This window comes from Cupriavidus sp. TMH.W2, assembly GCF_050847365.1.
Lineage (GTDB): Bacteria > Pseudomonadota > Gammaproteobacteria > Burkholderiales > Burkholderiaceae > Cupriavidus.
Window position 1 is genome coordinate 3,775,361 of the sequence record NZ_CP193792.1, and the last position, 22,439, is coordinate 3,797,799.

The window sequence follows — 22,439 nt, forward strand, 5'->3', positions numbered from 1 at the left end:
ATGACGCTGTCCGAACTCTGCATCCGCCGTCCGGTGATGACGGTGCTGCTGTGCCTGGCGGTGGTGGTCACCGGCATCGTGCTGTACCCGACCATCCCCATCGCCGCGCTGCCCAGCTTCAACTCGCCGGTGATCCAGGTCACCGCCACCCTGCCCGGGGCCAGCCCCGAGACCATGGCGGCATCGGTGGCGACGCAGCTGGAGAAGCAGTTTGCGACGATCCCCGGCGTGTCGGTGATCAGTTCGTCGAACACGCTCGGCAATTCCAGCATCACCATTGAATTCAACAACGACCGCGATATCGACGCCGCCGCCGTGGACGTGCAGGCGGCGCTGTTCCGCGCGCAGCGTTCGCTGCCGATCGAGATGACGGTGCCGCCGTCATACCGCAAGGTCAATCCGGCCGATGCGCCGGTGCTGCTGCTGGCGATCAACTCGCCGGCGATGAGCCTGGCGGACCTGAACGCCTTCGGCGACAACCTGATCTCGCCCACGCTGGCCACGCTGCCGGGCGTGGCGCAGGTGCAGGTGTTCGGGCAGAAGCGCTTTGCCGTGCGCGTGCGCGCGCACCCGGATGCGCTGGCCGCGCGCGGGCTGACGCTGGACGAGCTGGCCACGGCGCTGAACCGCGCCAACGCCAACACGCCAGTGGGCACGCTGGACAGCGCGCGCCAGACCCTGACCATCCAGGCCAACCGGCAGCTGACCAGCGCCGATGCCTTCCGCAATATCATCGTCGCCAGCCAGCCCAACGGCGCGCTGGTGCGGCTGTCCGACGTGGCCGAGGTCGAGGACAGCGTCGAGACCATCAAGACCGGCAGCTGGCTCAACAACGAGCGCTCGATCGTGCTGGCGGTGCTGCGCCAGCCCGATGCCAACACCGTGGCGGTGGTCGATGCCATCAAGGCCGCCCTGCCCCGCCTGACCGCACAGATGCCGGGCTCGGTCAATGTGGCGGTGGTCAACGACCGCTCCAGCTCGATCCGCGAATCGATCCACGACGTGCAGTTCACGCTGGCGCTGACGGTGGCGCTGGTGGTGATGGTGATCTTCCTGTTCCTGCGCCGCGCCGCCGCCACGCTGATCCCGACGGTGTCGCTGCCGATCTCGCTGATCGGCACGGTGGCGCTGATGAAGGCCTTCGGCTACAGCCTGGACAACGTCTCGCTGCTGGCCATCACGCTGGCGGTGGGCCTGGTGGTGGACGACGCCATCGTCATGCTCGAGAACATCGTGCGCCATATCGAGGAAGGCGTGGCACCGCTGAAGGCCGCGCTGGTGGGCTCGCGCGAGATGGGCTTCACCATCCTGTCGATCTCGATCTCGCTGGTGGCGGTGTTTATCCCGATCTTCTTCATGCCGGGCGTGATCGGCCTGCTGTTCCATGAATTTGCCGCGGTGGTGTCGCTGGCGATCCTGGTGTCGGCGCTGGTGTCGCTGACGCTGATCCCGATGCTGTGCGCGCGCTTCCTGTCGGCCGAGAACGTGCCGGTGGACGAATCGCATCACGCCTATGGCGACCACGCGCCGGGTCATCCGGCGCCGGCTGCCGCAGCGCAGAAGCAGACCCTGGGCATGCGCTCCACGCAGTGGTTCGAGAACCTGTTCGAGTTCACGCTGCACCGCTATGCGCGCGGACTGGACTGGTGCCTGGCGCACCGCCGCACCGTGCTGGTGGCCGCGGGCCTGACCTTCGTGCTGACCGCGGTGCTGTTCGTGACCATCCCCAAGGGCTTCTTCCCCGAAGAGGACATCGGCCAGATCCAGGTCAACGCGGAAGGCCCGCAGGATATTTCCTTCGATGCCATGGCCGCGCGGCTGCGCGATGCGGCCGAGCGCATGCGCGCCAATCCCGCGGTGAAGAGCGTGGTGGTTTCCATCGGCGGCGGCCCCTCGCCCGCCATCAACACCGGCCGCATGTTCATCGAACTCCAGCCGCTGGGCGAACGGCCCAGGATGGCGAAGGTGGTGGAGTCGCTGCGCAAGGACGTGGCAGGCATTGCGGGGCTGGCGGTGTATTTCTCGCCGGTGCAGAACCTGCGCCTGGGCGGGCGCCAGAGCAAGAGCCGCTACCAGTACACGCTGCAGAGCGTGAAGGCGGGCCAGCTGCAGGAATTCTCCGACCGGCTGATGGCGAAGATGCGCGCCGATGCCGTGTTCCGCGACGTCACCAGCGATTCGCAGCAGTCGGGCCTGGAAGCGCAGCTGTCGATCGACCGCGACAAGGCCAATGCGCTGGGCGTGCAGATGCAGGACGTGCGCACCGCGCTGTACTCGGCCTTCGGCGAGCGGCAGGTGTCGACCATCTATACGCCGATCGACAACTACTACGTGATCCTGCAGGCGGCCGATGCCGACCGCACCGACGAAAGCGCGTTCTCCAAGCTCTATGTGCGCAGCAAGACCGGCCAGATGGTGCCGGTCTCGGCCTTCGCCACCACCGAGCGCCGGGTCGGGCCGATCGCCGTCAACCACCAGGGGCAGCTGCCTTCGGTGACGGTGTCGTTCAACCTGGCACCGGGCGCGGCGCTGGGCGATGCTTCCGCGCGCATCGACCGCTACCGGCAGGAGATCGCCATGCCGACCTCGATCTTTACCAGCTGGGGCGGCGACGCGGCAGTGTTCCAGTCGTCGCAGGCCACGCAGATCGTGCTGCTGGTGGCGGCCATCGCGGTGATCTACACGCTGCTGGGCGTGCTGTATGAAAGCTACATCCACCCGCTGACCATCCTGGCGGGCTTGCCCTCGGCCGCGGTGGGCGCGCTGCTGACGCTGTTCCTCTTCAATGTCGAGCTGTCGCTGATCGCGGTGATCGGCGTGCTGATGCTGATCGGCATCGTCAAGAAGAACGCGATCATGATGATCGACTTCGCGCTGGCGGCGCAGCGCGAACAGGGCATGACCCCCGCCAGGGCGATCCGGCAGGCGTGCCTGCTGCGTTTCCGGCCGATCATGATGACGACCTTCGCCGCGGTGATGGGCGCGCTGCCGCTGGCGCTGGGCCTGGGTGCCGGCGCCGAGCTGCGCCAGCCGCTGGGCCTGGCCGTGGTCGGCGGCCTGCTGTTCTCGCAGGTGATCACGCTGTTCATCACGCCGGTGATCTACCTGGCGCTGGACCGCTTCTCCGGCACCGGTCCGCTGCAGATCGATGCCGAGGGCAACAGGCTGCCGGACAAGGTGCCGGGCGAGACGGTGCACCAGCACTGAGGCCCTGCTTCTGCCACTGGTTTTCTCCCGCTCTCCCGCAAGCGGGGCAGGGGGTGAGGGCTGGGGCGTCAAGGGCTGAGGCCCGTGGGTGAAAACCGTTGGCTCCGCTTGTTGTGGCTCCTAGCTGAACCACCCCTCACCCCGGCCCTCTCCCCATGAGGGGAGAGGGAGAACACCTTGCTTAGGCTAGTTCGGGCGGTTTGGGGGCACTTAAAACCGCGCCCCTCTTCCACGCTGATCCCCCCAGACATTGGCGTACATGTGGCATCTCAGCCACATCCCGGCCGGCTTTGATCTAAGCTCTTTACCTATCAGCCTTAAATGATAATAATTCTCGTTAACTAAATACGGCGCAAGCTGCCGCGACACCTGTTGCCGCATGCCGCGCCCAAACGCGAGCCAGCCATCCTGTCACGGTCCTTGCCAGCCAGCGTCCGCTTTCTTATGGGGAGAATCCATGAAACGCCGCTGCCTGGCGCGCTTGCGCGCCACCGTCCAGGTCACGCCTGTCGCTGCCGTCTGTGCCGCCCTGGGCGCGCCAGCCATGGCCGCCGAAGGCGACAACAAGTCCATCGCGCTCGCCGCCCTCAATGAAGTGGTGGTGACCGCCACCCGCACCGAGGAGCGGGCCGATTCGGTGGCCTCGACCATCACCACCCGCGATGCGCGCCAGATCGAACGCGCGCAGCCGGTGGACGAGACCGGTCTCTTTGCCGACGAGCCCGATATCGACGTGCCGCGCGACCGCCGCCGCTTTGGCGCCGGCAGCATCAATATCCGCGGCATCGAAGACAACCGCGTGCTGCAGATGGTCGATGGCGTGCGGCTGCCGGACTTCTTCAATGGCGGCGGGCCATCGAATATTTCCAGCGCCACGCGCGATGCGCCTGAGTTTTCGTTCCTCAAGCGCGTGGAAGTGCTGCGCGGGCCGGCGTCGAGCCTGTACGGCTCGGACGCCATCGGCGGCGTGGTGGCCTATGCCACCAAGGACCCGTCCGACCTGATGCAGGGCCGCAAGGCTGGCGGTGAAATCGGCCTGAACTGGAACGGCATCGACAACGGCTTCGGCCAGACGGCCGGCGTGGCGGGCGGCAACGACACCATCCAGGGCCTGTTCATGGTTGCGAACCGCAACGCGCATGAAATGAAGAACATGGGCAGCGACGATTCCAACTCGGTCAGCCGCACCAGGCCCAACCCGCAGGACGCGCGCACCCAGGCCTGGCTGGGCAAGATCCTGCTGAACGCCAGCCCCGAGCACCAGTTCAAGCTCACCTACGAACACCGCGAAGGCAATACCGACACCAACCTCCTGCGCCTGTCGACCGCGCTGCCGCGCGTGACCTCGGCCAACGGCACCGAAGACCTGAACCGCGACCGCGTCAGCCTGGACTATGCGTGGAAGCCGGCCAGCGGCGTGCTCGACCAGCTGACCGCCCAGGTGTACTACCAGGAGTCCGATACCAGGACCCTGACCAACCAGGTGCGCAGCAATACCAGCACCGGCTGCTCGGCCTCCACACGCGGCACCAGCCGGTGCCAGGTCGAGCTCGGCTTTGCCTTCCGGCAGGCGCAGACCGGCTTCAACCTGCAGGCCGACAAGTCCTTCGCCACTGGCAGCGTCGGGCACCGGCTGATCGGCGGGGTGGACTTCCTGCGCACGCGCACCGCGGAGTCGCGCGACGGCACCGTGCGCAACCTGACCACCGGCACCACCAGCAAGGCGCTGGCCGGCGACAACTTCCCGATGCACGACTTCCCCACCGGCGAGACGCGCCAGACGGGCCTGTTCGTGCAGGACGAGCTGCGCTTCTTCGATGGCCGCTTCACGCTGACGCCGGGCCTGCGCTATGACCACTACGCGCTGTCGCCCGACGGCGGCGACGCGGTCTACAACAAGGCCGCGGGCGGCCCCGCCGTCAGCAAGAGCGATTCGCACCTGTCGCCCAAGCTGTCGGCACTGTGGCAGGCGACGGACCACATCAACCTGTGGGCGCAATACGTCTTTGGCTATCGCGCGCCCAACTATCAGGAGGTCAACGGCAGCTTCCGCAACACCATCCAGGGCTATGGCGCGGCGCCCAATGCCAGCCTGAACCCGGAGAAGAGCCGCTCGTTCGAGATCGGCGCGCGCTATACCGACGACAACGTGCAGACCAGCGTGGCCGTGTTCGACAACCGCTACCGCGACTTTATCGAGCAGGTGCAGCTGAGCTGCCCGTCCGACCCGGCCTGCCTCCCCGGCCTGCGCGCGACCTACCAGTACCGCAACCAGACCAGCGTGCGCATCTACGGCGCCGAGTGGCGCGGCGCGTGGCGCTTCCTGCCGCAATGGCGCGTCGACGGCGCGGTGGCCTATGCGCATGGCAACAACGAGCAGACCGGGCAGCCGCTGAACAGCGTGTCGCCGCTGCGCGCCAGTGCCGGCCTGAGCTGGGAGCGCGCGCCCGGCCAGGGTGCGGGCGTGCGCTGGCGCGGCGCGCGCCCGGTCACGCGCACCGACGACACCTCGTTCACCTACTTCAGGCCCGCCGGCTACGGCGTGGTCGACCTGCAGGCGTGGTGGCGCTTTAACCGCTATGCGAGCCTGGCGCTGTCGGTGAACAACCTGTTCGACAAGAAATACTGGCTGTGGGGCGATGTGCGCCAGACCGGCGTGGCCGCCAGCGAGCCCGGCGTGGACTTCTACACGCAGGCTGGCCGCACCTTCGCCGCCAGCCTGAAGCTGTCGTTCTGAGCCGCGGGAGGTTTGCCATGTCCCCACAAAACATAATGGGAAGCCGCTTCCTGCGGGTGCTCCTATGGCTGCTGATGCTGGCCGGTGTTGCGCACGCGGGCGCGGTGCCGCGCATCGCCATCCTGACCAGCTCGCCGGTGCCCGCCGGCAAGTTCGCACCGCTGCGCGAGATGGCGCAGGCGCAGGGCATGACGCTGGAGGCGCGCTACCTCGAGCGCACGCCAGTGCAGGAGATCGCGCCCTTTATCAACGACGCCGACCTGCTGATCCTCGATGCGCCGCGCGACCATATCGTTACTGCGATGCTGCAGCAGTTGGGTTCACTGTGGACGCAGGCGCGCGTGCCGCGCGTGCTGATCGCTACGGACCGCTACGAGACCCACGGCGTTGACGACAGGCTTGCCGCGCAGCTGCACGCGTACTACGTCAACGGTGGCCGTGCCAACTTCAGCGCGATGATGCGCACCCTAGCCGCGCAGCAGTTCCGCCTGAGCGCCGACAGCAATATCCCGGCACCGGTGGCGTTCCCCAAGGCGGCCTACTACCACCCAAGGCTGGCCAGCGTCATCACCACCTCGCCCGACGAAGCGCTGGCCGCGTCCGGCAGCAGCGGTCCGGTGGTGGGCATCGCCATCCACCAGGCCTACGTGTCGGGGCTGGACAGCGGCTTTATCGACGATCTGATCCGCCGCCTGGAAGCCCGCCATGCGCGCGTGCTGGCCTTCTACAGCCCGGTAATGGATGCCGACGGCATCCTGCGCATGGCCATGCCCGAAGGCAGGCGCGTGGTCGATGTGCTGATCAACGGCCAGATCATGCTGAACCCGCAGGGGCGCAAGGCCGAGTTTGAGAAGCTCGACGTGCCTGTACTGCAGGTGATGCCCTACCGCAAGGGCGATGCCCAGGCGTGGCAGGACGATCCGCACGGCATCAGCCTGACCGATACGCCGTTCTACCTCGTCCAGCCCGAACTGGCCGGCGCGATTGATCCCATCGTCGCCGCCGCGACGGCCAAGGGGGACGGCGCCATCGTCGGCCTGCCGGCGCAGCTCGATACCGTGGCGGACAAGGCGCTGGCACTGGCGCGGCTGCGGCACCTGCCCAATGCCGACAAGCGCGTCGCGATCCTGTACTACAACTACCCGGCCGGCGAAAAGAACCTGTCGGCCTCGTTCCTGAATCTGCCAAAAAGCCTGGCCGGCACGCTGGCCGCGCTGCGCGCCGCGGGCTACACCACCGAAGCCGCCGACGAAGCCCGGCTGCAGCGCGACCTGGGCGCGCTGCTGGCTCCGTTCTACCGCGGCGGCAAGCTGGAGCCGCTGCTCGATGCCGGGCTGGCGGCATGGATGCCGATGGCGCAATACCGGCGCTGGTACGACGCGCAGCCAGCCGCATTCCGCGCCTCGGTGGCGCAGCGCTGGGGCAACCCCGAGCAATCGGCGATGGCCGCCACGCGCAACGGCGAGGCCGGCTTCGTGATCCCGCGCCTGCAGCTCGGCAACGTGGCGCTGATGCCGGTGCCGCCGCGCGGCGAGCGCAATGAACCGGACGAGAAGGCGCTGTACCACTCCACCACCACGCCGCTGAACCACTTCTACATGGCCGCCTACCTCTGGGCACGCGAAGGACGCGAGGCACTGGTGCACTACGGCACGCACGGCACGCAGGAATGGACGCCGGGCAAGGAGCGCGGGCTGTCCGTCACCGACCAGCCCTACCTGGTGCTGGGCAGCGTTCCAGTGATCTATCCGTATATCGTCGACGATGTGGGCGAGGCCATTCAGGCCAAGCGCCGCGGCCGCGCGGTGATCGTCAGCCACCAGACGCCGCCGTTCCGCCCGGCGGGGCTGCATACCGAACTGGTGTCGCTGCACGACCAGTTGCACCAGTTCCTGCAGCAGGACGAAGGCGCGGTGAAGGACACGATCAGGCAGCAGATCCTGGCGCGCAGCGCGTCGATGCATCTGTTCGAGGACATGGGCTGGACTGCGGCGCGAGCGCGTGCCGATTTCACCGGCTATCTCGATGCGCTGCATATTCACCTGCATGAACTTGGCGGCACGCTGCAGCCGTATGGCCTGCACACCTTCGGCCAGTCGCAGGACGACGGACTGCGGCTCTATACGACCATGGCGATGCTTGGCAAGGACTGGCTCAAGCGCGTGTTCCCGGACGAGCCCGAAGAGCTGTTCGCGGTCGACTACGCACAACTGTCGCAGACCGCGCCCTACGCGATGGTGCGCCGCTACGTGGCCGAAGGCGCGCCGCCGGACGAACTGCGCAACGCGCGCCAGCGCGAAGACATGGAGCGCGCGCGGCAACTCTACACCAGTCTCGATGCGGCGCCGGAGACTGCCGGCCTGCTGATCGCGCTGGCCGGACGGCACCTGCTGCCAGGCACCGGTGGCGACCCGGTGCGCAATCCCGATACGCTGCCGACCGGGCGCAACCTGTATGGCTTCGATCCGTCCAAGGTGCCCAGCCGTGAGGCGTGGAACGCCGGTCAAGCCGCGGCTGAAGCCATGATTGCCGACTGGCGCAAGCGCCATGGCCGCTATCCGGATAAGCTGGCGTTCTCGCTATGGAGCGTGGAGACCATGCGCCACCAGGGCATGCTGGAAGCGCAAGCCATGGCGGTGCTGGGCGTGCGGCCCAGGTGGGACGATGGCGGCCGCGTGGTCGGTGTGGAAGCGATTTCCACGGCGGAATTGGGGCGCCCGCGCGTGGATGTGGTGCTGTCGGCCACGGGCCTGTATCGCGACCATTTCCCCAACCTGATGAAGTGGCTGGCCGAGGCGGTGAAGCTGGCTGCCGCGCAGCCGGAGGCCGGCAACGTCGTTGGCGCCAACACGCGCGCGCTGCGCGAACGGCTGGCCAGGCTCAACGTCCCTGCCGACCGGCTCGACGCGCTGGCGGTGACGCGCATCTTCGCCAGTGAATCGGGCAACTACGGCACCGGCCTGAACGATGCCGCGATGGCAACCGACACCTTCGGCAGTGGCCGCGAAGCCGATGCAAAGCTGGCCAGGCTCTACCTCGCCCGCATGCAGTACGCCTACGGCCCCGACGAGCGGCACTGGGGCGAGGCGCTGCCGCAGGTCAACCTGTATGCCGAGAACCTGAAGGGCGTGGACGGCGCGCTGCTGGCGCGCAGCTCCAACCTGTACGGCATGCTGACCACCGACGATCCGTTCCAGTACCTCGGCGGCATCGGCCTGGCGGTGCGGCACCTGACCGGCAAGGCGCCGGAACTGCTGATCTCCAATCTGCGCGATGCGAACAACGCGCGCACCGAGACCGCGGCCGGCTTTCTTGCCAGCGAACTGCGCACGCGCTACTTCCACCCCGGCTGGATCGAGGGCATGAAGGCCGAGGGCTACAGCGGCGCGCTGAACGTGCTCGACACCGTCAACAATTTCTGGGGCTGGACCGCGGTCTCGCCCGAGATCGTGCGCGACGATCAGTGGACCGAGTTTGCCGAGGTCTATGTCAACGACAAGCACAAGCTGGGGCTGAACGCGTGGTTCGAGAAGAACGCGCCGCAGGCCCAGGCGCAGGTGATCGAGCGCATGCTGGAAGCCGCGCGCAAGGGCTACTGGAAGGCCGACAGCAAGCTGCTGCAAACGCTGGCGCAGCGCTACAAAGATCTCGCGCAACGCCACGACATCGTCAGCAACAACCGCGCATTCAACCAGTACCGCAAGCAGCAGGTGCAGGCGGCAACCGAGGGCTTCGGCATGCAGGCGCCGGCGGCCGCGCCGCCCCGCGCTTCCAGCTTTGCCGCTGCCGAACCCGCACCCGTGCCGCCGCCCGCGCCGGACCCGTCCCAACCCCAGCCCGTGCAGGGCATGCAGCTGGTCGAGCGCCAGCCGCCCGCGGCCGCCATCGTGCCGGTGCTGTCGTGGCTGGCCGGCGGCATCGCGCTCGCCGCGGCCATCTTCGGCGGCGCCGTCAGCGCGCGGCGGCGCCAGGCGGCTGCCGGCGGCAGCTGGATACCGGGACCGCGCTGACCGATGACAGCACAAAAGCTACCGTCATTCCCGCGCAGGCGGGAATCCAGTGTCTTCAACAGCCGCTGGGTCCTCGCCTGCGCGGGGACGACGGGCGAGAAGATCTTGGCCTTGTAATGCACAACAACTGAAACACCATGACCCCTACCCTGCTTGAAACCCTGATGTATGACGTCGGCCAGCTGTTCCTGATCCCGACGCTGGCGCTGATCGCGCTGCTGTTCCTCTATGCCTTTTGGGCGCTGGGCGAGTTCGCCATGCAGGCCTGGCTGCGCGCGCGCCATCCGGTCGCAAGCGGACGCGGCTATGTGCTGGTGGCGTGGGCGCGCCGGCACAAGGTGGCCAATGCGGATGCGCTCGACGTCGCCGCGCACCGCCTGCTGGAGCGCCCGCGCATTGCCACGCGCGTGGCGCCGATGCTGGGGCTGGTGGCCACCATGATCCCGATGGGCCCGGCGCTCAAGGGCCTGTCCGGCAGCAACCTCGCCAATGTGGGCGAGAATCTGACCATCGCCTTCTCCGCGGTGATCCTGGCGCTGATCGCGGCCAGTATCACGTTCTGGGTGGTCAACGTGCGCCGCCGCTGGCTGGCCGAGGAGCTGGTGTGGCTGGGGCAGTCGCTGCCGCAATGGGAGGTCGACGAATGAGGTTCCTGGAAGAAAGCGAAGCCGACGATCCGATCTTGTCGGTGGTCAACCTGATCGACGTGTTCCTGGTGGTGATCGCCGCGCTGCTGGTGGCGATCGCGCAGAATCCGGCCAACCCGTTCACGCATGACGACGTGACCGTCATTACCAACCCGGGCAAGCCCAATATGGAGATCGTGTCGCGCCAGGGCGAGAAGGTGGTGCGCTACCAGGCCAGCGGACAGGCGGGTTCGGGCGACGGCATCAAGGCTGGCGTAGCCTATCGGATGAAGGACGGGTCGATGGTGTATGTGCCGGAGCAGGCCGGGCAGCCAGCGGAACAGCAGGCCGCCAATCCCACGACCGCAACGAGATAAGAAAGGATCTGCGTGATGTCATTGCGTTTGCGTATTGCCGGCATGCTCGCCGTGGCTGCCGCCATGCTGGCCACCGGCTGCGCCGCGACGCGCCCGGCGCCCGAGGCCGTCAGCGCCGCCTTCGCCGGCAAGTCCTACGTGCTGCTGGGCGAGGTCCATGACAACGCCGCCGCGCAGCAGCAGCGCCTGGCCGCGCTGACGCGCGCGCTCGAGCAAGGCTGGCGCCCCGCCATCGCCATGGAGCAGTTCGACCGCGAGCGCCAGGCCGATATCGAGCGCGCCCGCCGCGAGCGCCCGCGCGATGCCGACTACCTGATCGCGCAGGCCGGCGGCGGTGCCTGGCAGTGGCCGCTGTACCGGCCGGTGGTGGCGCTGGCGCTGCAGTACGACCTGCCGCTGGTGGCCGCCAACCTGTCGCGTGCCGATGCCGGCAAGATCGTGCGCGGCGGGCTGGACAGCCTGTTCCCGCCCGGCGAGCGCCGGCAGCTGGGACTGTCCGGTGCGTTGCCCGACGACCTCGTCGCCGCGCAGACAGCAGTGCTCGACCAGGGCCACTGCGGCAATTTCCCCAGGGCCATGCTGCCCGGCATGCTGGCGGCGCAGGCCGCGCGCGATGCGGTGATGGCGCAGACGCTGGGCGCGTATGCGCAACGCGGCGCGGTGCTGATCGCCGGTAACGGCCACGTGCGGCGCGATATCGGCGTGCCGCGCTGGCTGGGGGTGGACGCGGGGCAGGTGGTCAGCATCGGTTATGTGGAAACGCCGCCGGCGGATGGCGAGTTCGATATGGCGGTGGTGGTGCCGGCGGTCGAGCGCAAGGATCCGTGCCTGCAGGCAAAGCCAGTGGGGTGAGGTGGTCTTCAGAGCCGGTCGTTATGGACGCGCCTGCCCTCACCCCCTGCCCCTCTCCCGCAAGCGGGAGAGCAAACCGCCGGTATTTGGAAGCGTTGGTGCTTGCTGCCAGCGCTCGCAATCGCTCCCCTCTCCCGCGCGCGGGAGAGGGGTGGGGGTGAGGGCCAGAGCCTCCACGAAGTACCGCCAGCCCACATGCCCATCTCCCGCCATCCACGTAAACCCCGATCCTTTCTCCCCGCATTTGACAGCCTTTTGACAGTTTCCGCCGCCTAGAATCCGGCCCATGACCAGTCGTTCCGGTCTGACGTTTTCCAAGAATCCAAGAACAGTCCCGGCCACGCCCCGCCAAGCCGGACAGGAGACCAGCACCGGCACTGCGCTTTTGCGCGCAGCCTCCGGACACTCTTCCCGTCCCCCCGCAACGCAGTGGCTGCCGGAACGCCCGGGTCCGATCGCGGTTGCCAGCAGGCTGGCATGGCGCGTCCCCGGTACAACCAGGAGACCGCTATGCGCCGTACCTATTCCCGCCTGGCCCATGCCGTGATGGCATCGGCCGCCGTTGCCGCCACCTTTGCCGCCGCACCGGCCTTTGCGCTGGACAGCGTCAAGGTCATGATCGGCGCCAACCCGGGCGGCGGCTTTGACCAGACCGGCCGCTCGCTGGGCGCCGCGATGATCGCATCGGGCACGGCCAGGACCGCCTCGTACGACAACAAGGGCGGCGCCGGCGGCACCATCGCGCTGACGCAGTTCGTCAACACCGACAAGGGCAACCCCAGTGCGCTGATGGTGGTGGGCGCGGTGATGGTGGGTGCGATCGAGACCAACCATCCGCCGGTCACGCTGAAGAACGCCACCCCGATCGCGCGCCTGTTCGCCGACACCATGGTCATCACCGTGCCGGCCAGCTCGCCGATCAAGTCGGTCAAGGACCTGACCACGCAGCTCAAGGCCAACCCCGGCAGCGTCAGCTGGGGCGGCGGCTCCAAGGGTTCGATCGACCATATCCTGGCCGGCCTGATCGCCAAGGAATCGGGCGTTGACCCCAAGAAGATCAACTACGTGCCGTTCCAGGGCGGCGGCGAAGCCTCGGCCTCGATCATGGGCGGCCACGTGACGGTGGGCATTGCCGGCGTGTCGGAGTTCCTGCCCTTCATCAAGAGCGGCAAGATGCGTGCGCTGGCGGTGACCTCCAAGGACCGCACCGCCGATATCCCGACGCTCAAGGAGCAAGGCGTGAACGTCGAGATCTACAACTGGCGCGGCGTGTACGGCGCGCCTGGCATCAGCGCCGAGCAGCGCAAGGCCATGATCGACGCGGTGGTCAAGGCCACCGAGAGCAAGTCGTGGAAGGACACGCTGGAGAAGAACGACTGGACCCCGTTCCTGCTGACCGGCGACGAGTTCGGCAAGTTCGTCGACAGCGAATCGGCCCGCCTGGGCGGCTCGCTACGTGAACTGGGCGTGGCCAGGTAAGGGCTGCCCGCAGCTTCGCAATACCGCATCAACCCGCCTTACCTGTCGTGCCTGCCAAACCGCCGGTGACCCCGGCGGTGGGAAACACGGCGCGGGGCCCGGTGTCCACCTGCGATACCGACGACTACAACCATATGTCACCGGGCCCCGCCGCCGCGCGGGCAATCCAGCCAGCGCCGTGCAACGCCAGTGTCCCCACGCTGGCGGCAAAGGCCAAGGAGTCTCCATGAAACCCTCGCACCTCGCCATCGGCATCGCCGTGCTGGCGATCTCGCTGTTCTTCTTCCTCGGACTGTCCGGCATCTCCGGCGAGGAGGGCTATGCCGGCCTGTCGCCGCGCTTCGTGCCCACGCTGGTGGCCGTCGGCCTGGCCGTGTGCGGCGCGCTGCTGACCTGGCAGGGCGTGCGCGGCGGCTTTCGCAACATGCCGGAGGAAGACGCCGAGCTGCCCGACGCGCCGCACAACTTCGGCGGCTTCCTGTGGGTGGCCGCTGGCCTGGTGCTGAACATGGCGCTGATCGGCACGCTTGGCTTCGTGCTGGCTTCCACGCTGCTGATGGTGTGCGTGGCGCGCGGCTACGGCAGCCGCCGCATCGTGCGCGATGCGCTGATCGGCCTGTGCATCACAGTGCCGATGTGGGCGCTGTTTGAATTCCTGCTCGGCATCAACCTGCCGCTGTTGCCCATCGCCGGCTTCTGAGCCCCGCCCGTCCAGCAAGGAGTCATCGAATGGATACCCTGAACCTGTTGATGCACGGCTTTGCCGTCGCCATCACGCCCGTCAACCTGATGTGGGCCCTGGTGGGCTGCTTCCTCGGCACCGCCATCGGCGTGCTGCCCGGCATCGGCCCCGCGCTGACGGTGGCGATGCTGCTGCCGCTGACCGCCAAGGTGGAACCCACCGCCGCACTGATCATGTTCGCCGGCATCTACTACGGCGCCATGTATGGCGGCTCGACCACCTCGATCCTGATGAACACCCCGGGTGAGTCGTCCACCATGGTCACGGCCATGGAAGGCAACCTGATGGCCAAGAACGGGCGTGCCGGCCCGGCGCTGGCCACCGCGGCGATCGGCTCGTTCGTGGCGGGCACCATCGCCACCGTGCTGCTGTCGATGTTCGCGCCGGTGGCCGCCGACGTGGCGCTGCAGTTTGGCCCGGGCGAGTATTTCATGATCATGCTGCTCGCGTTCACCACGGTCTCGGCGGTGCTGGGCTCGTCGCTGCTGCGCGGCATGACCGCCCTGTTCCTCGGCCTGGGCATCGGCCTGATCGGCATGGATTCGCTGTCGGGCCAGACGCGCTACTCGATGAACGTGCAGGAGCTGTACGACGGCATCGATATCGTGGTGGTGGCGGTGGGCCTGTTTGCCGTGGGCGAGGCGCTGTTCAACGCGTTCTTCCCGCAGCCGGAGGGCACCTTCAACAAGCTTGGCTCGGTCCACATGAACAAGTCGGACTGGAAGCGCTCGGTTCCGGCGTGGCTGCGCGGTACCGTGATCGGCTTCCCGTTCGGGCTGATTCCCGCCGGCGGCGCCGAGATCCCGACCTTCCTGTCGTATGCGACCGAGAAGAAGCTGTCGAACCACAAGGATGAATTCGGCAGGGTCGGCGCCATCGAAGGCGTGGCCGGCCCGGAAGCGGCCAACAACGCCGCCGTGACCGCCACGCTGGCCCCGCTGCTGACGCTGGGCATCCCGACTTCGAACACCACCGCGATCCTGCTGGCCGCGTTCCAGAACTACAATCTGCAGCCGGGCCCGATGCTGTTCCAGACCTCGGGCGACCTGGTGTGGGGCCTGCTGGCATCGCTGTACATCGGCAACGTCATGCTGCTGGTGCTGAACCTGCCGGCGATCGGGCTGTGGGTGCGCATGCTGCGCGTGCCCACGCCGCTGCTGTACGGCGGCATCCTGATCTTCGCGGGCCTGGGCGCCTACGGCATCCGCCAGTCGTGGTTCGACCTGCTGCTGCTGTTCGTGGTCGGCCTGCTGGGCATGGTGATGCGCCGCTTCGACTTCCCCACCGCGCCGGTGATCGTCGGCATGATCCTGGGGCCGATGGCCGAGAAGCAGCTGCGCAACGCGCTCTCGATCGGCCAGGGCGACTGGACCCTGTTCCTGCGCCAGCCGATCTCGGCCACCATCCTGGCGCTGACCGTGGCCGTGGTGGTGATCCCGCGCCTGCTGCGCTGGCACGCGAGCCGCACCTCGGCGCATGTGCAGGCCGACAATGCAGCATGATGCGCGAGCGCGAGGCATATGTTCCGCCGTCGCTCTTTGCCGGTCGTTCCCGCGCAGGCGGGAACCCAGCGACGTTAAAAGACGCTGGATCCCCGCCTGCGCGGGGATGACGAAATATCCGCCGTAGAATGCAAACGCCTGGCGCAACCCTTGCCGGGCGTTTGCATTTTCATACCCGAACAACAACAAGCCGCCGGCCCCCCGCGCCAGGCCGCCGCACCATGCGTCTCTTCTCCAACCGCTGGCTGTCCGCGCTGCCCACGCTGGCGCTCGGGCTCGCCGCCGCCCTGCTCTGTACCGCGTTGCATACCCCGCTGCCGTGGATGATCGGCCCGCTGCTGTCCGTGGCCACCGCGCGCATGGCCGGGACCGACCTGCGGGCGCCGACGCAGGCGCGCAATGCGGGCCAGTGGGTGATCGGCGCGTCGCTCGGACTCTACTTCACCCCGGACGTGGTGGCGCGGCTGGTGGAGTTCCTGCCCTACATCGTCGCCGGCTCGCTGTTCGCGCTGCTGCTGGGCGCGGGCGGCGCCATCCTGCTGCAGCGGACCACCGGCGTGGCCTTCAAGACCGCGTTCTTTTCCACCGCCATCGGCGGTGCCTCGGAGATGGCCAACCTGGCCGAGCGCAACGGCGCGCGCATCGACCAGGTGGCGGCCGCGCATTCACTGCGGGTGCTGATGGTGGTGGTGACCGTACCGGCGATCTTCCAGTACGGCGGCATCCACGGGCTCGATCCCTATATTCCCGGCCCGCGCGTGATCAGCGCGCCGGGGCTGCTGGCGCTGATCGCCATCACACTGACCGTGGCGCTGCTGGTGAAGCGGCTGAACATGCCCAACCCGTTCGTGATCGGCACGCTGCTGGCCGCGGCGGTGCTGACCGCTTCCGGCATTGAGTTGTCGGCCATTCCCATCTGGATGAGCCGCGCCGGCCAGCTTCTGATCGGGGTGTCGCTGGGGGTGCGTTTCTCGCGCGAATTCCTGCATACCGCGCCGCGCTTCCTGTCGGGCGTGGCGCTGTACACGGTGCTGGCGCTGGTGGTGTCGGCGCTGTTGGGCTGGGGGCTGTCGGCGCTGTCGGGCGCGCACCCGGCCACCGTGATCCTGGGCACCACGCCGGGCGGCATTGCCGAGATGTGCATCACCGCCAAGGTGCTGGAGGTGGGGGTGCCGCTGGTGACGGCCTTCCATGTGATCCGGATGGCCTTCGTGGTGCTTGCCACCGGGCCCCTGTATCATTGCCTCAAACATCGCGTCGCGCCGCAGGAGACAGCGTAGCGGTCCGCCACAGGACGGCTGCGGCGCGGCCAGCCAGAACCAGGAGCACCATGCCCGAAGCCCTGACCCTCGCCGATATCGACGCCACGCTCGAACGCGTGCTGGCGCCATGGGTGCGCCAGCTTGGCCTGCGCGCCGAAGCCGTCGATGCCCAGGGCGTCACGCTGCGCCTGCCGTTCAGCGAATCGTTCCGCCATGCGGGCGGCGTGGTCTGCGGCCAGGTGCTGATGTCCGCCGCCGATACCGCCATGATCGTCGCCGTGGCCAGTGCGCTGGGCGCCTTCCGCCCGATGACCACGGTCACGCTTACCACCAACTTCATGCGCCCTGTGATCGACGGCGACGTGATGGTGCGCGCCAACGTGCTGCGCCTGGGCAAGACCGTGGTGTTTGGCGAGATCGAGCTGACCGGCGCCGACGGCAAGCTGGCGGTGCAGGCCACCACCACCTACGCCCTGCTCTGATTCAAGCCCGCCGCGACGGGGAAACTTTCCTGCGCGAGCGGCCGTCGATCCTGAATACCGAACTGCGGCCGGCCGCCTGGTTTCCGTTTCTGGCGCTGGCCTGATTGTTGTCGATGCGGCCCGCGTGCCGCGACAGGAGGCATGGATGACTAAGCGCCAGACAACCCCCGCCGGGGCCAGGGAACCGCGGCGCGCCCGCGAAGTCAGCGCGGCGCCGCCGGTGGAGCAGGTGCCGCGCGCGCGCAATGGCCGCGCGCGCCGCAACGACAAGGTACGCAAGGCAGACCTGGTGGTGATCGGCGGCGGCTCGGGCGGCGTGGCCTGCGCGCGGCGCGCGGCCGCGCACGGCGCGCGCGTGATCCTGGTCGAGCGCGACGCCATCGGCGGCACCTGCGTCAACCGCGGCTGCGTGCCCAAGAAGATGCTGTCCTACGGCGCATCCTGGTCGGCCATCCTGTCGGGCTGCCTGTCGCACACCGGCGGGCATGAGGACTGGCGCGACGCCATCGTGCGCGTCAACGCCGAAGTCGCGCGGCTGAACGTCGGCTACACCCAGCGCCTGACCGAGGCCGGCGTCGAGGTGCTGCACGGCGACGCGCTGGTCACCGGCCCCGGCGAAGTACGCGTCGGCGACGAGACCATCCACGCGCGCCGCATCCTGATTGCCACCGGCGCGCGTCCGCGCACGCTGGACGTGCCCGGCGGCGACCTCGCCGCCAGCTCCGACGATGTCTTCACCTGGCAGAGCCTGCCGGGGTCGATCGCGGTCATCGGCGGTGGCTATATCGGCGTGGAGCAGGCCTCGATCCTGTCGCGCTATGGCGTCAAGGTCGACCTGCTGGTCGCCAGCGACCGGGTGCTGCCGCACTTCGACCACGACATCTCCGCGGCGCTTGCCGATGCGCTGGTGGCGCGCGGCGTGCGGCTGCACCTGAACGCCCGCGCGCACCTGCTGAGCCAGGCCAACGGCGCGGTGGAAGTCTGCTACCGCCCCACCGGCCGGCCCGGCCAGACCGAGACGGTGCGCGCCCAGGCCGTGCTGGCGGCGATCGGGCGCATCTCCAATGTGCAGGGCCTTGGGCTGGAAGCGCTGGGCGTGGAGTTTGCCGACAAGGGCGGCATCCGCGTGGACCGCCAGTTCCGCAGCAGTGTGCGCGGCATCTACGCGCTGGGCGATGCCATCGACGGCCTGCACCTGACCCCGGTGGCCACTGCGCAGGGCCGCTGGCTGGCCGACCGCCTGTACGGCCGGCGCGGCGAACGCGCCGATTTCGACTTTGTTCCCACCGCCGTGTTCTGCGAGCCGGCCATTGGCGCCGTGGGCCTGACCGAGGCCCAGGCGATCGAGGCCGCCGGCAAGCCCGGGCGCGTGCGCACGGTGGTCAAGCGCTTTGTCTCGCTGGAGCACCGCTTTGCCGGCACGCCGCACCAGTCGATGTTCAAGCTGGTGCTGAACGCGCGCAGCGGGCGCGTGCTGGGTGCGCACCTGATGGACGACGCCGCACCCGAGATCGTGCAGACGCTGGCGGTGGCGTTGCGGCTGGGGGTGCGCGAATCGCATCTGCAGACGACGGTGCAGCTGCATCCGACCGTGGCGGAGGAATTGTTCGGCTAGCGGTTATTCGCCGACCGGCAGCTTCAGCACCGCGCGCACGCCGGTGCCCTGCAGGCCCTCGCCCAGTTCCACCGTGCCGCCGAACCGCGCCGCCATCTCGCGCGAGATCGCCAGGCCCAGCCCCGAGCCCGGCTCCGCATTGCCCACGCGCCGGTAGAAGCGCGCGAAGACCTTCTCGCGCTCTTCGGCCGGAATGCCGGGGCCGTCGTCTTCCACCACCAGGCAGGCGCTCTGGTCGGCACGCGTGGCCGACAGCGTGATGCGGCTGCCGCGCGGCGAGTACTGGATCGCGTTATGGACCAGGTTGGCCAGCGCCTCGCGCAGCAGCGCGGCATCGGCGCGCACCGGCAGCTTCAGCCCCGGCACCGGCTCCCAGCCGAAGTCCTGCTGCTTGCCGCGCGCCAGCGGCAGGTAGTCCAGCGCGACCTGCTCGGCCACGGTGACGGCGTCGATGATGTCGATGCCGTCGCTGGCCTCGCCCGGCTGCGCGGTGTCGCCGGGGTGCTGGCGTACCCGCGCCAGCGCCAGCAGCTGGTTGGTCAGGCGCGCGGCCTGCTCCAGCTGGGTGACGATGCCGCCCACGGCCTCGCCGGCGGCCTGGCGCGCGGCCTCGGGGTCGGGCGTGTGCAGCTGGCGCTGGGCGTATTCGGCCTGGGTCTTCAGAATGGCCAGCGGCGTGCGCAGCTGGTGCGCGGCGTCGGCGATGAACTGGGCCTGCGCCTGCGCCATCGCGGCCGAGCGCGACACGTGCAGGTTGACCGCGTCCACCAGCGGGCGCACCTCGGCGGGCACGCGCTCGAACGCCAGCGGCGTCAGGTCGTCCGGCGAGCGCGCTTCGACATCGTCGCGCACGCGCGCCAGCGGGCGCAGCACGTAGGTGACGCCGCCCACCAGGATGGCAGCGCTCAGCAGGATCAGCAGGAGGTCGCGCGCCAGCGCGCTGCGCCAGACCGTGCCGATCAGCGCGGTGCGCGGCTCGGCGGTCTCGGCCACCTGGATGATCACGCGCATGTGCGCATCGGGCCGGTACACCGGCCGCGCCATCGCGGCGATGCGCACGGCGTCGCCCCGGTATTCGGCGTCGTAGAAGCGCGGCTGGTTGCTGACGAGGTTGCCGGCGGGCAGCGGCAGGTCGTCGTAGCCGGTGACGGTTTCGATCTGGCCGGCGCGCTCGGTCGACACGCGGTAGAACACATGGGTCTGCGCCGCGGTCTCGAACATCTCCATGGCGGCATCGGGCAGGGTCAGCTGGACGCTGTCGCCGGCCATGCCGATGGCGTTGTCGATGGCGCGGATCGAGCCATAGAGCGAGCGGTCATACGCCGTGTTGGCGGCGTCGCGCAGGGTGCCGTAGGTGAGCCAGGTGTCGATCGCCATCATCGCGGCCAGCGCCGGCACCAGCAGCAACAGCAACTGCCGTCGCAGGCTGCCGCGGCGCCACAGCAGCACGGGATGGCGGGGGCTCAGCCGCCAGCGCATGTCAACGCCCGGCCTCGGGCTCCAGCAGGTAGCCGAAGCCGCGCAGGGTGACGATGGTGACGCCATGCCCGGCCAGCTTCTTGCGCAGCCGGTAGACCAACACCTCGATCGCGTCGGGGGAGACGTCGGCGTCGAGCGAGAACACCTTGTCGAGCAGCTGCGCCTTGGTCAGCGGCTGGCCGCTGCGTGCCAGCAGCGCGCCCAGCAGGGTCGATTCGCGCGGGGTCAGCGCCAGCGGCGCGCCGTCCAGCGTGAAGCTGCGGGTCTCGCCATCGAACACCAGCGTGCCGCACTGCAGGCGCGGATGCGCGCGCCCGCGGCTGCGGCGGATCAGTGCCAGCAGCCGGGCTTCCAGCTCGGCGATGGCAAAGGGCTTGGGCAGGTAGTCGTCGGCGCCCAGGTTCAGGCCGCGCACGCGTTCATCCAGCGTGTCCTGCGCGGTCAGGATCAGCACCGGGGTGCGGTCGTCGCGCGCGCGCATGGACTTGAGCACGGCCAGCCCGTCCTTGCCGGGCAGGCGCAGGTCGAGCAGCACCGCGTCGTATTCCTCGGCCTGCAGGCGGGCGTCGGCCTGCAGCCCGTCGGCGACGTGCTCGATCACAAAGCCGCCCTGCTCCAGCGCGCGGGCGACCCAGCGCGCCAGTTCGACTTCATCCTCCACCAGCAGGATGCGCATGCCGGTCTCCTCCTCTGCCGGTTGAGTTCATGTTGCGGTTGCGGCGGCGGGAAGACGCGCGGAAAGCGTCCGGACAACAGGGGGCTGCACCGATGGAGCGTGCCCGCCGCGGGCGCCTATAATACCTCCGCCCCGCCGGTCCCGGCGCGCCAGCGTCATGCCACAGGCAGCCGCTCCTTCCCGATCACCGTGCCCACGCGTCCGCCCCTGCCGTTCATATACGAGCCGCCCGCCTCGACCCAGCGCCGCCGCCTGCTGGGCGCATCGCTGCTGGCCGGCGCCGCGTTGCCGGCCGCGTGGCCCCTTCATGCCCAGTCTAGGCCGCCGGCAGCGCCGCCGGGGTATCCGTCCGGGTATGACGCCACCATTGCCGGCGCCCTGCGCGAAGGCATGGTCACGGTGTACGCATCGACCGACCTGGAAGTGGCGCGGCCGCTGATCGCGGCGTTCGAGGCGCGTTACCCCGGCATCCGCGTGCACTACCAGGATCTCAACACGGTCGAACTCAACCAGCGCTTCCTGGCCGAAACCGCGGCGCTGGCCGGCAAGCCCCCCGCGCCCAACGCGGCCTTTGCCGATGTGCTGTGGAGCACGGCCATGGACCTGCAGATCAAGCTGGTCAATGACGGCCATGCGCAGCGCTACCCCTCGCCCGAGCGTGACGGCCTGCCCGGCTGGGCGGTGTGGCGCGACGAGGCGTGGGGCACCACCTTCGAGCCCGCGGTGATCGTCTACAACCGCCGCCACCTGGCCGGCATGCGCCCGCCGCGCAGCCGCAGCGGGCTGGCACGGCTGCTGCAGGAAAATACGCCGCGCTGGCATGGCAAGGTGGTGACTTATGACGTGGAGCGTTCGGGCGTGGGCTATCTGCTGGCGCAGCAGGACGCGCGCATGGGCAGCGAGTTCTGGTACCTGGCGCAGGCGCTGGGGCGCGCCGGCGTGCAACTGTCGGCGTCCACCGCCGAGATGATCGAGCGCATTGCCAGCGGCGAGCTGGTGATGGGCTACAACCTGCTGGGCCCGTATGCGCTGTCGCTGATGGAGCGCGGCGCGGCCATCGATGTGATCGCCCCGCGCGACTACACGCTGGTGATGTCGCGGGTGGCCTTTATCGCCCGGCGCGCGCCGCGGCCCAATGCGGCGCGGCTGTGGCTGGACTACCTGCTGTCGCGCGAAGGCCAGGCGCTGCTGGCCAGGTCGACCTCACAGCTCTACACCATCCGCACCGATACCGACAGCGTGCACACCGCGGCGGCGCTGTCGGAGCGGCTGGGCTACGCGCTCAGGCCGATCAGCGTCGGTCCGGGCCTGCTGGCGGCGCAGGACGCGATGCGCAAGCGCGCGTTCCTGGCACGCTGGCGCGAGGCCATACGCGGATAGAACGACAGCGCTG

15 protein-coding genes are annotated in these 22,439 nt (G+C 68.8%); 13 read left to right on the top strand and 2 right to left on the bottom strand.

Annotated features, from left to right (window positions below):
• The 12 genes from ACREYQ_RS17380 to ACREYQ_RS17435 all read left to right on the top strand — a co-directional run bounded on the left by ACREYQ_RS17380 (position 1) and on the right by ACREYQ_RS17435 (position 18,891).
• Entirely contained in the window at positions 1–3,207 is a 3,207-nt protein-coding gene (locus tag ACREYQ_RS17380) for an efflux RND transporter permease subunit (RefSeq protein WP_432258739.1), read from the top strand.
• Between the two features lie 457 nt (positions 3,208–3,664).
• Positions 3,665–5,944: a TonB-dependent hemoglobin/transferrin/lactoferrin family receptor gene (locus ACREYQ_RS17385; protein WP_432258740.1), complete on the top strand. Its 2,280-nt coding sequence runs from the start codon at positions 3,665–3,667 to the stop codon at positions 5,942–5,944.
• Positions 5,945–5,961: 17 nt separating this feature from the next.
• The gene (gene cobN, locus ACREYQ_RS17390; RefSeq protein ID WP_432258741.1) at positions 5,962–9,954 is read left to right on the top strand and encodes a cobaltochelatase subunit CobN; all 3,993 of its coding nucleotides are present in this window, start codon (positions 5,962–5,964) and stop codon (positions 9,952–9,954) included.
• 137 nt (positions 9,955–10,091) lie between these two features.
• Positions 10,092–10,601 (top strand): MotA/TolQ/ExbB proton channel family protein, encoded by a 510-nt coding sequence (locus ACREYQ_RS17395; protein ID WP_432258742.1) that lies wholly within the window; start codon positions 10,092–10,094, stop codon positions 10,599–10,601.
• A complete protein-coding gene (locus ACREYQ_RS17400; RefSeq protein ID WP_432258743.1) occupies positions 10,598–10,957 on the top strand; it encodes a DUF2149 domain-containing protein in 360 nt (119 codons plus the stop codon). The genes ACREYQ_RS17395 and ACREYQ_RS17400 overlap by 4 nt, the downstream gene beginning before the upstream one ends.
• A gap of 15 nt (positions 10,958–10,972) precedes the next feature.
• A complete protein-coding gene (locus ACREYQ_RS17405; protein WP_432258744.1) occupies positions 10,973–11,809 on the top strand; it encodes a ChaN family lipoprotein in 837 nt (278 codons plus the stop codon).
• Positions 11,810–12,319: 510 nt separating this feature from the next.
• On the top strand, positions 12,320–13,288 hold the full coding sequence (locus ACREYQ_RS17410) for a Bug family tripartite tricarboxylate transporter substrate binding protein (RefSeq protein ID WP_432258745.1): 969 nt from the start codon (positions 12,320–12,322) through the stop codon (positions 13,286–13,288).
• A 226-nt stretch (positions 13,289–13,514) separates the two neighbouring features.
• Complete coding sequence (locus tag ACREYQ_RS17415) at positions 13,515–13,988, top strand: tripartite tricarboxylate transporter TctB family protein (protein WP_432258746.1); 474 nt, start codon at positions 13,515–13,517, stop codon at positions 13,986–13,988.
• Positions 13,989–14,017: 29 nt separating this feature from the next.
• Positions 14,018–15,532 (top strand): tripartite tricarboxylate transporter permease, encoded by a 1,515-nt coding sequence (locus ACREYQ_RS17420; RefSeq protein WP_432258747.1) that lies wholly within the window; start codon positions 14,018–14,020, stop codon positions 15,530–15,532.
• Positions 15,533–15,753: 221 nt separating this feature from the next.
• On the top strand, positions 15,754–16,812 hold the full coding sequence (locus ACREYQ_RS17425) for an AbrB family transcriptional regulator (RefSeq protein ID WP_432258748.1): 1,059 nt from the start codon (positions 15,754–15,756) through the stop codon (positions 16,810–16,812).
• 50 nt (positions 16,813–16,862) lie between these two features.
• Positions 16,863–17,276, top strand: a complete 414-nt coding sequence (locus ACREYQ_RS17430; RefSeq protein WP_432258749.1) for a PaaI family thioesterase — start codon at positions 16,863–16,865, stop codon at positions 17,274–17,276.
• 145 nt (positions 17,277–17,421) lie between these two features.
• On the top strand, positions 17,422–18,891 hold the full coding sequence (locus tag ACREYQ_RS17435; protein WP_432258750.1) for a dihydrolipoyl dehydrogenase family protein: 1,470 nt from the start codon (positions 17,422–17,424) through the stop codon (positions 18,889–18,891).
• A 3-nt stretch (positions 18,892–18,894) separates the two neighbouring features.
• On the opposite strand, the gene ACREYQ_RS17440 is transcribed toward ACREYQ_RS17435, so the two are convergent.
• Positions 18,895–20,370, bottom strand: a complete 1,476-nt coding sequence (locus ACREYQ_RS17440; RefSeq protein ID WP_432258751.1) for a sensor histidine kinase N-terminal domain-containing protein — start codon at positions 20,368–20,370, stop codon at positions 18,895–18,897.
• Between the two features lies 1 nt (position 20,371).
• Positions 20,372–21,046, bottom strand: a complete 675-nt coding sequence (locus tag ACREYQ_RS17445) for a response regulator (RefSeq protein ID WP_432258752.1) — start codon at positions 21,044–21,046, stop codon at positions 20,372–20,374.
• 285 nt (positions 21,047–21,331) lie between these two features.
• Between ACREYQ_RS17445 and ACREYQ_RS17450 the strand changes: the two genes are divergently transcribed.
• Positions 21,332–22,426 carry an ABC transporter substrate-binding protein gene (locus ACREYQ_RS17450; RefSeq protein WP_432260439.1) on the top strand — a complete coding sequence of 365 codons (1,095 nt, stop codon included), beginning with the start codon at positions 21,332–21,334 and terminating at the stop codon, positions 22,424–22,426.
• The last annotated feature ends 13 nt before the right edge of the window (positions 22,427–22,439 follow it).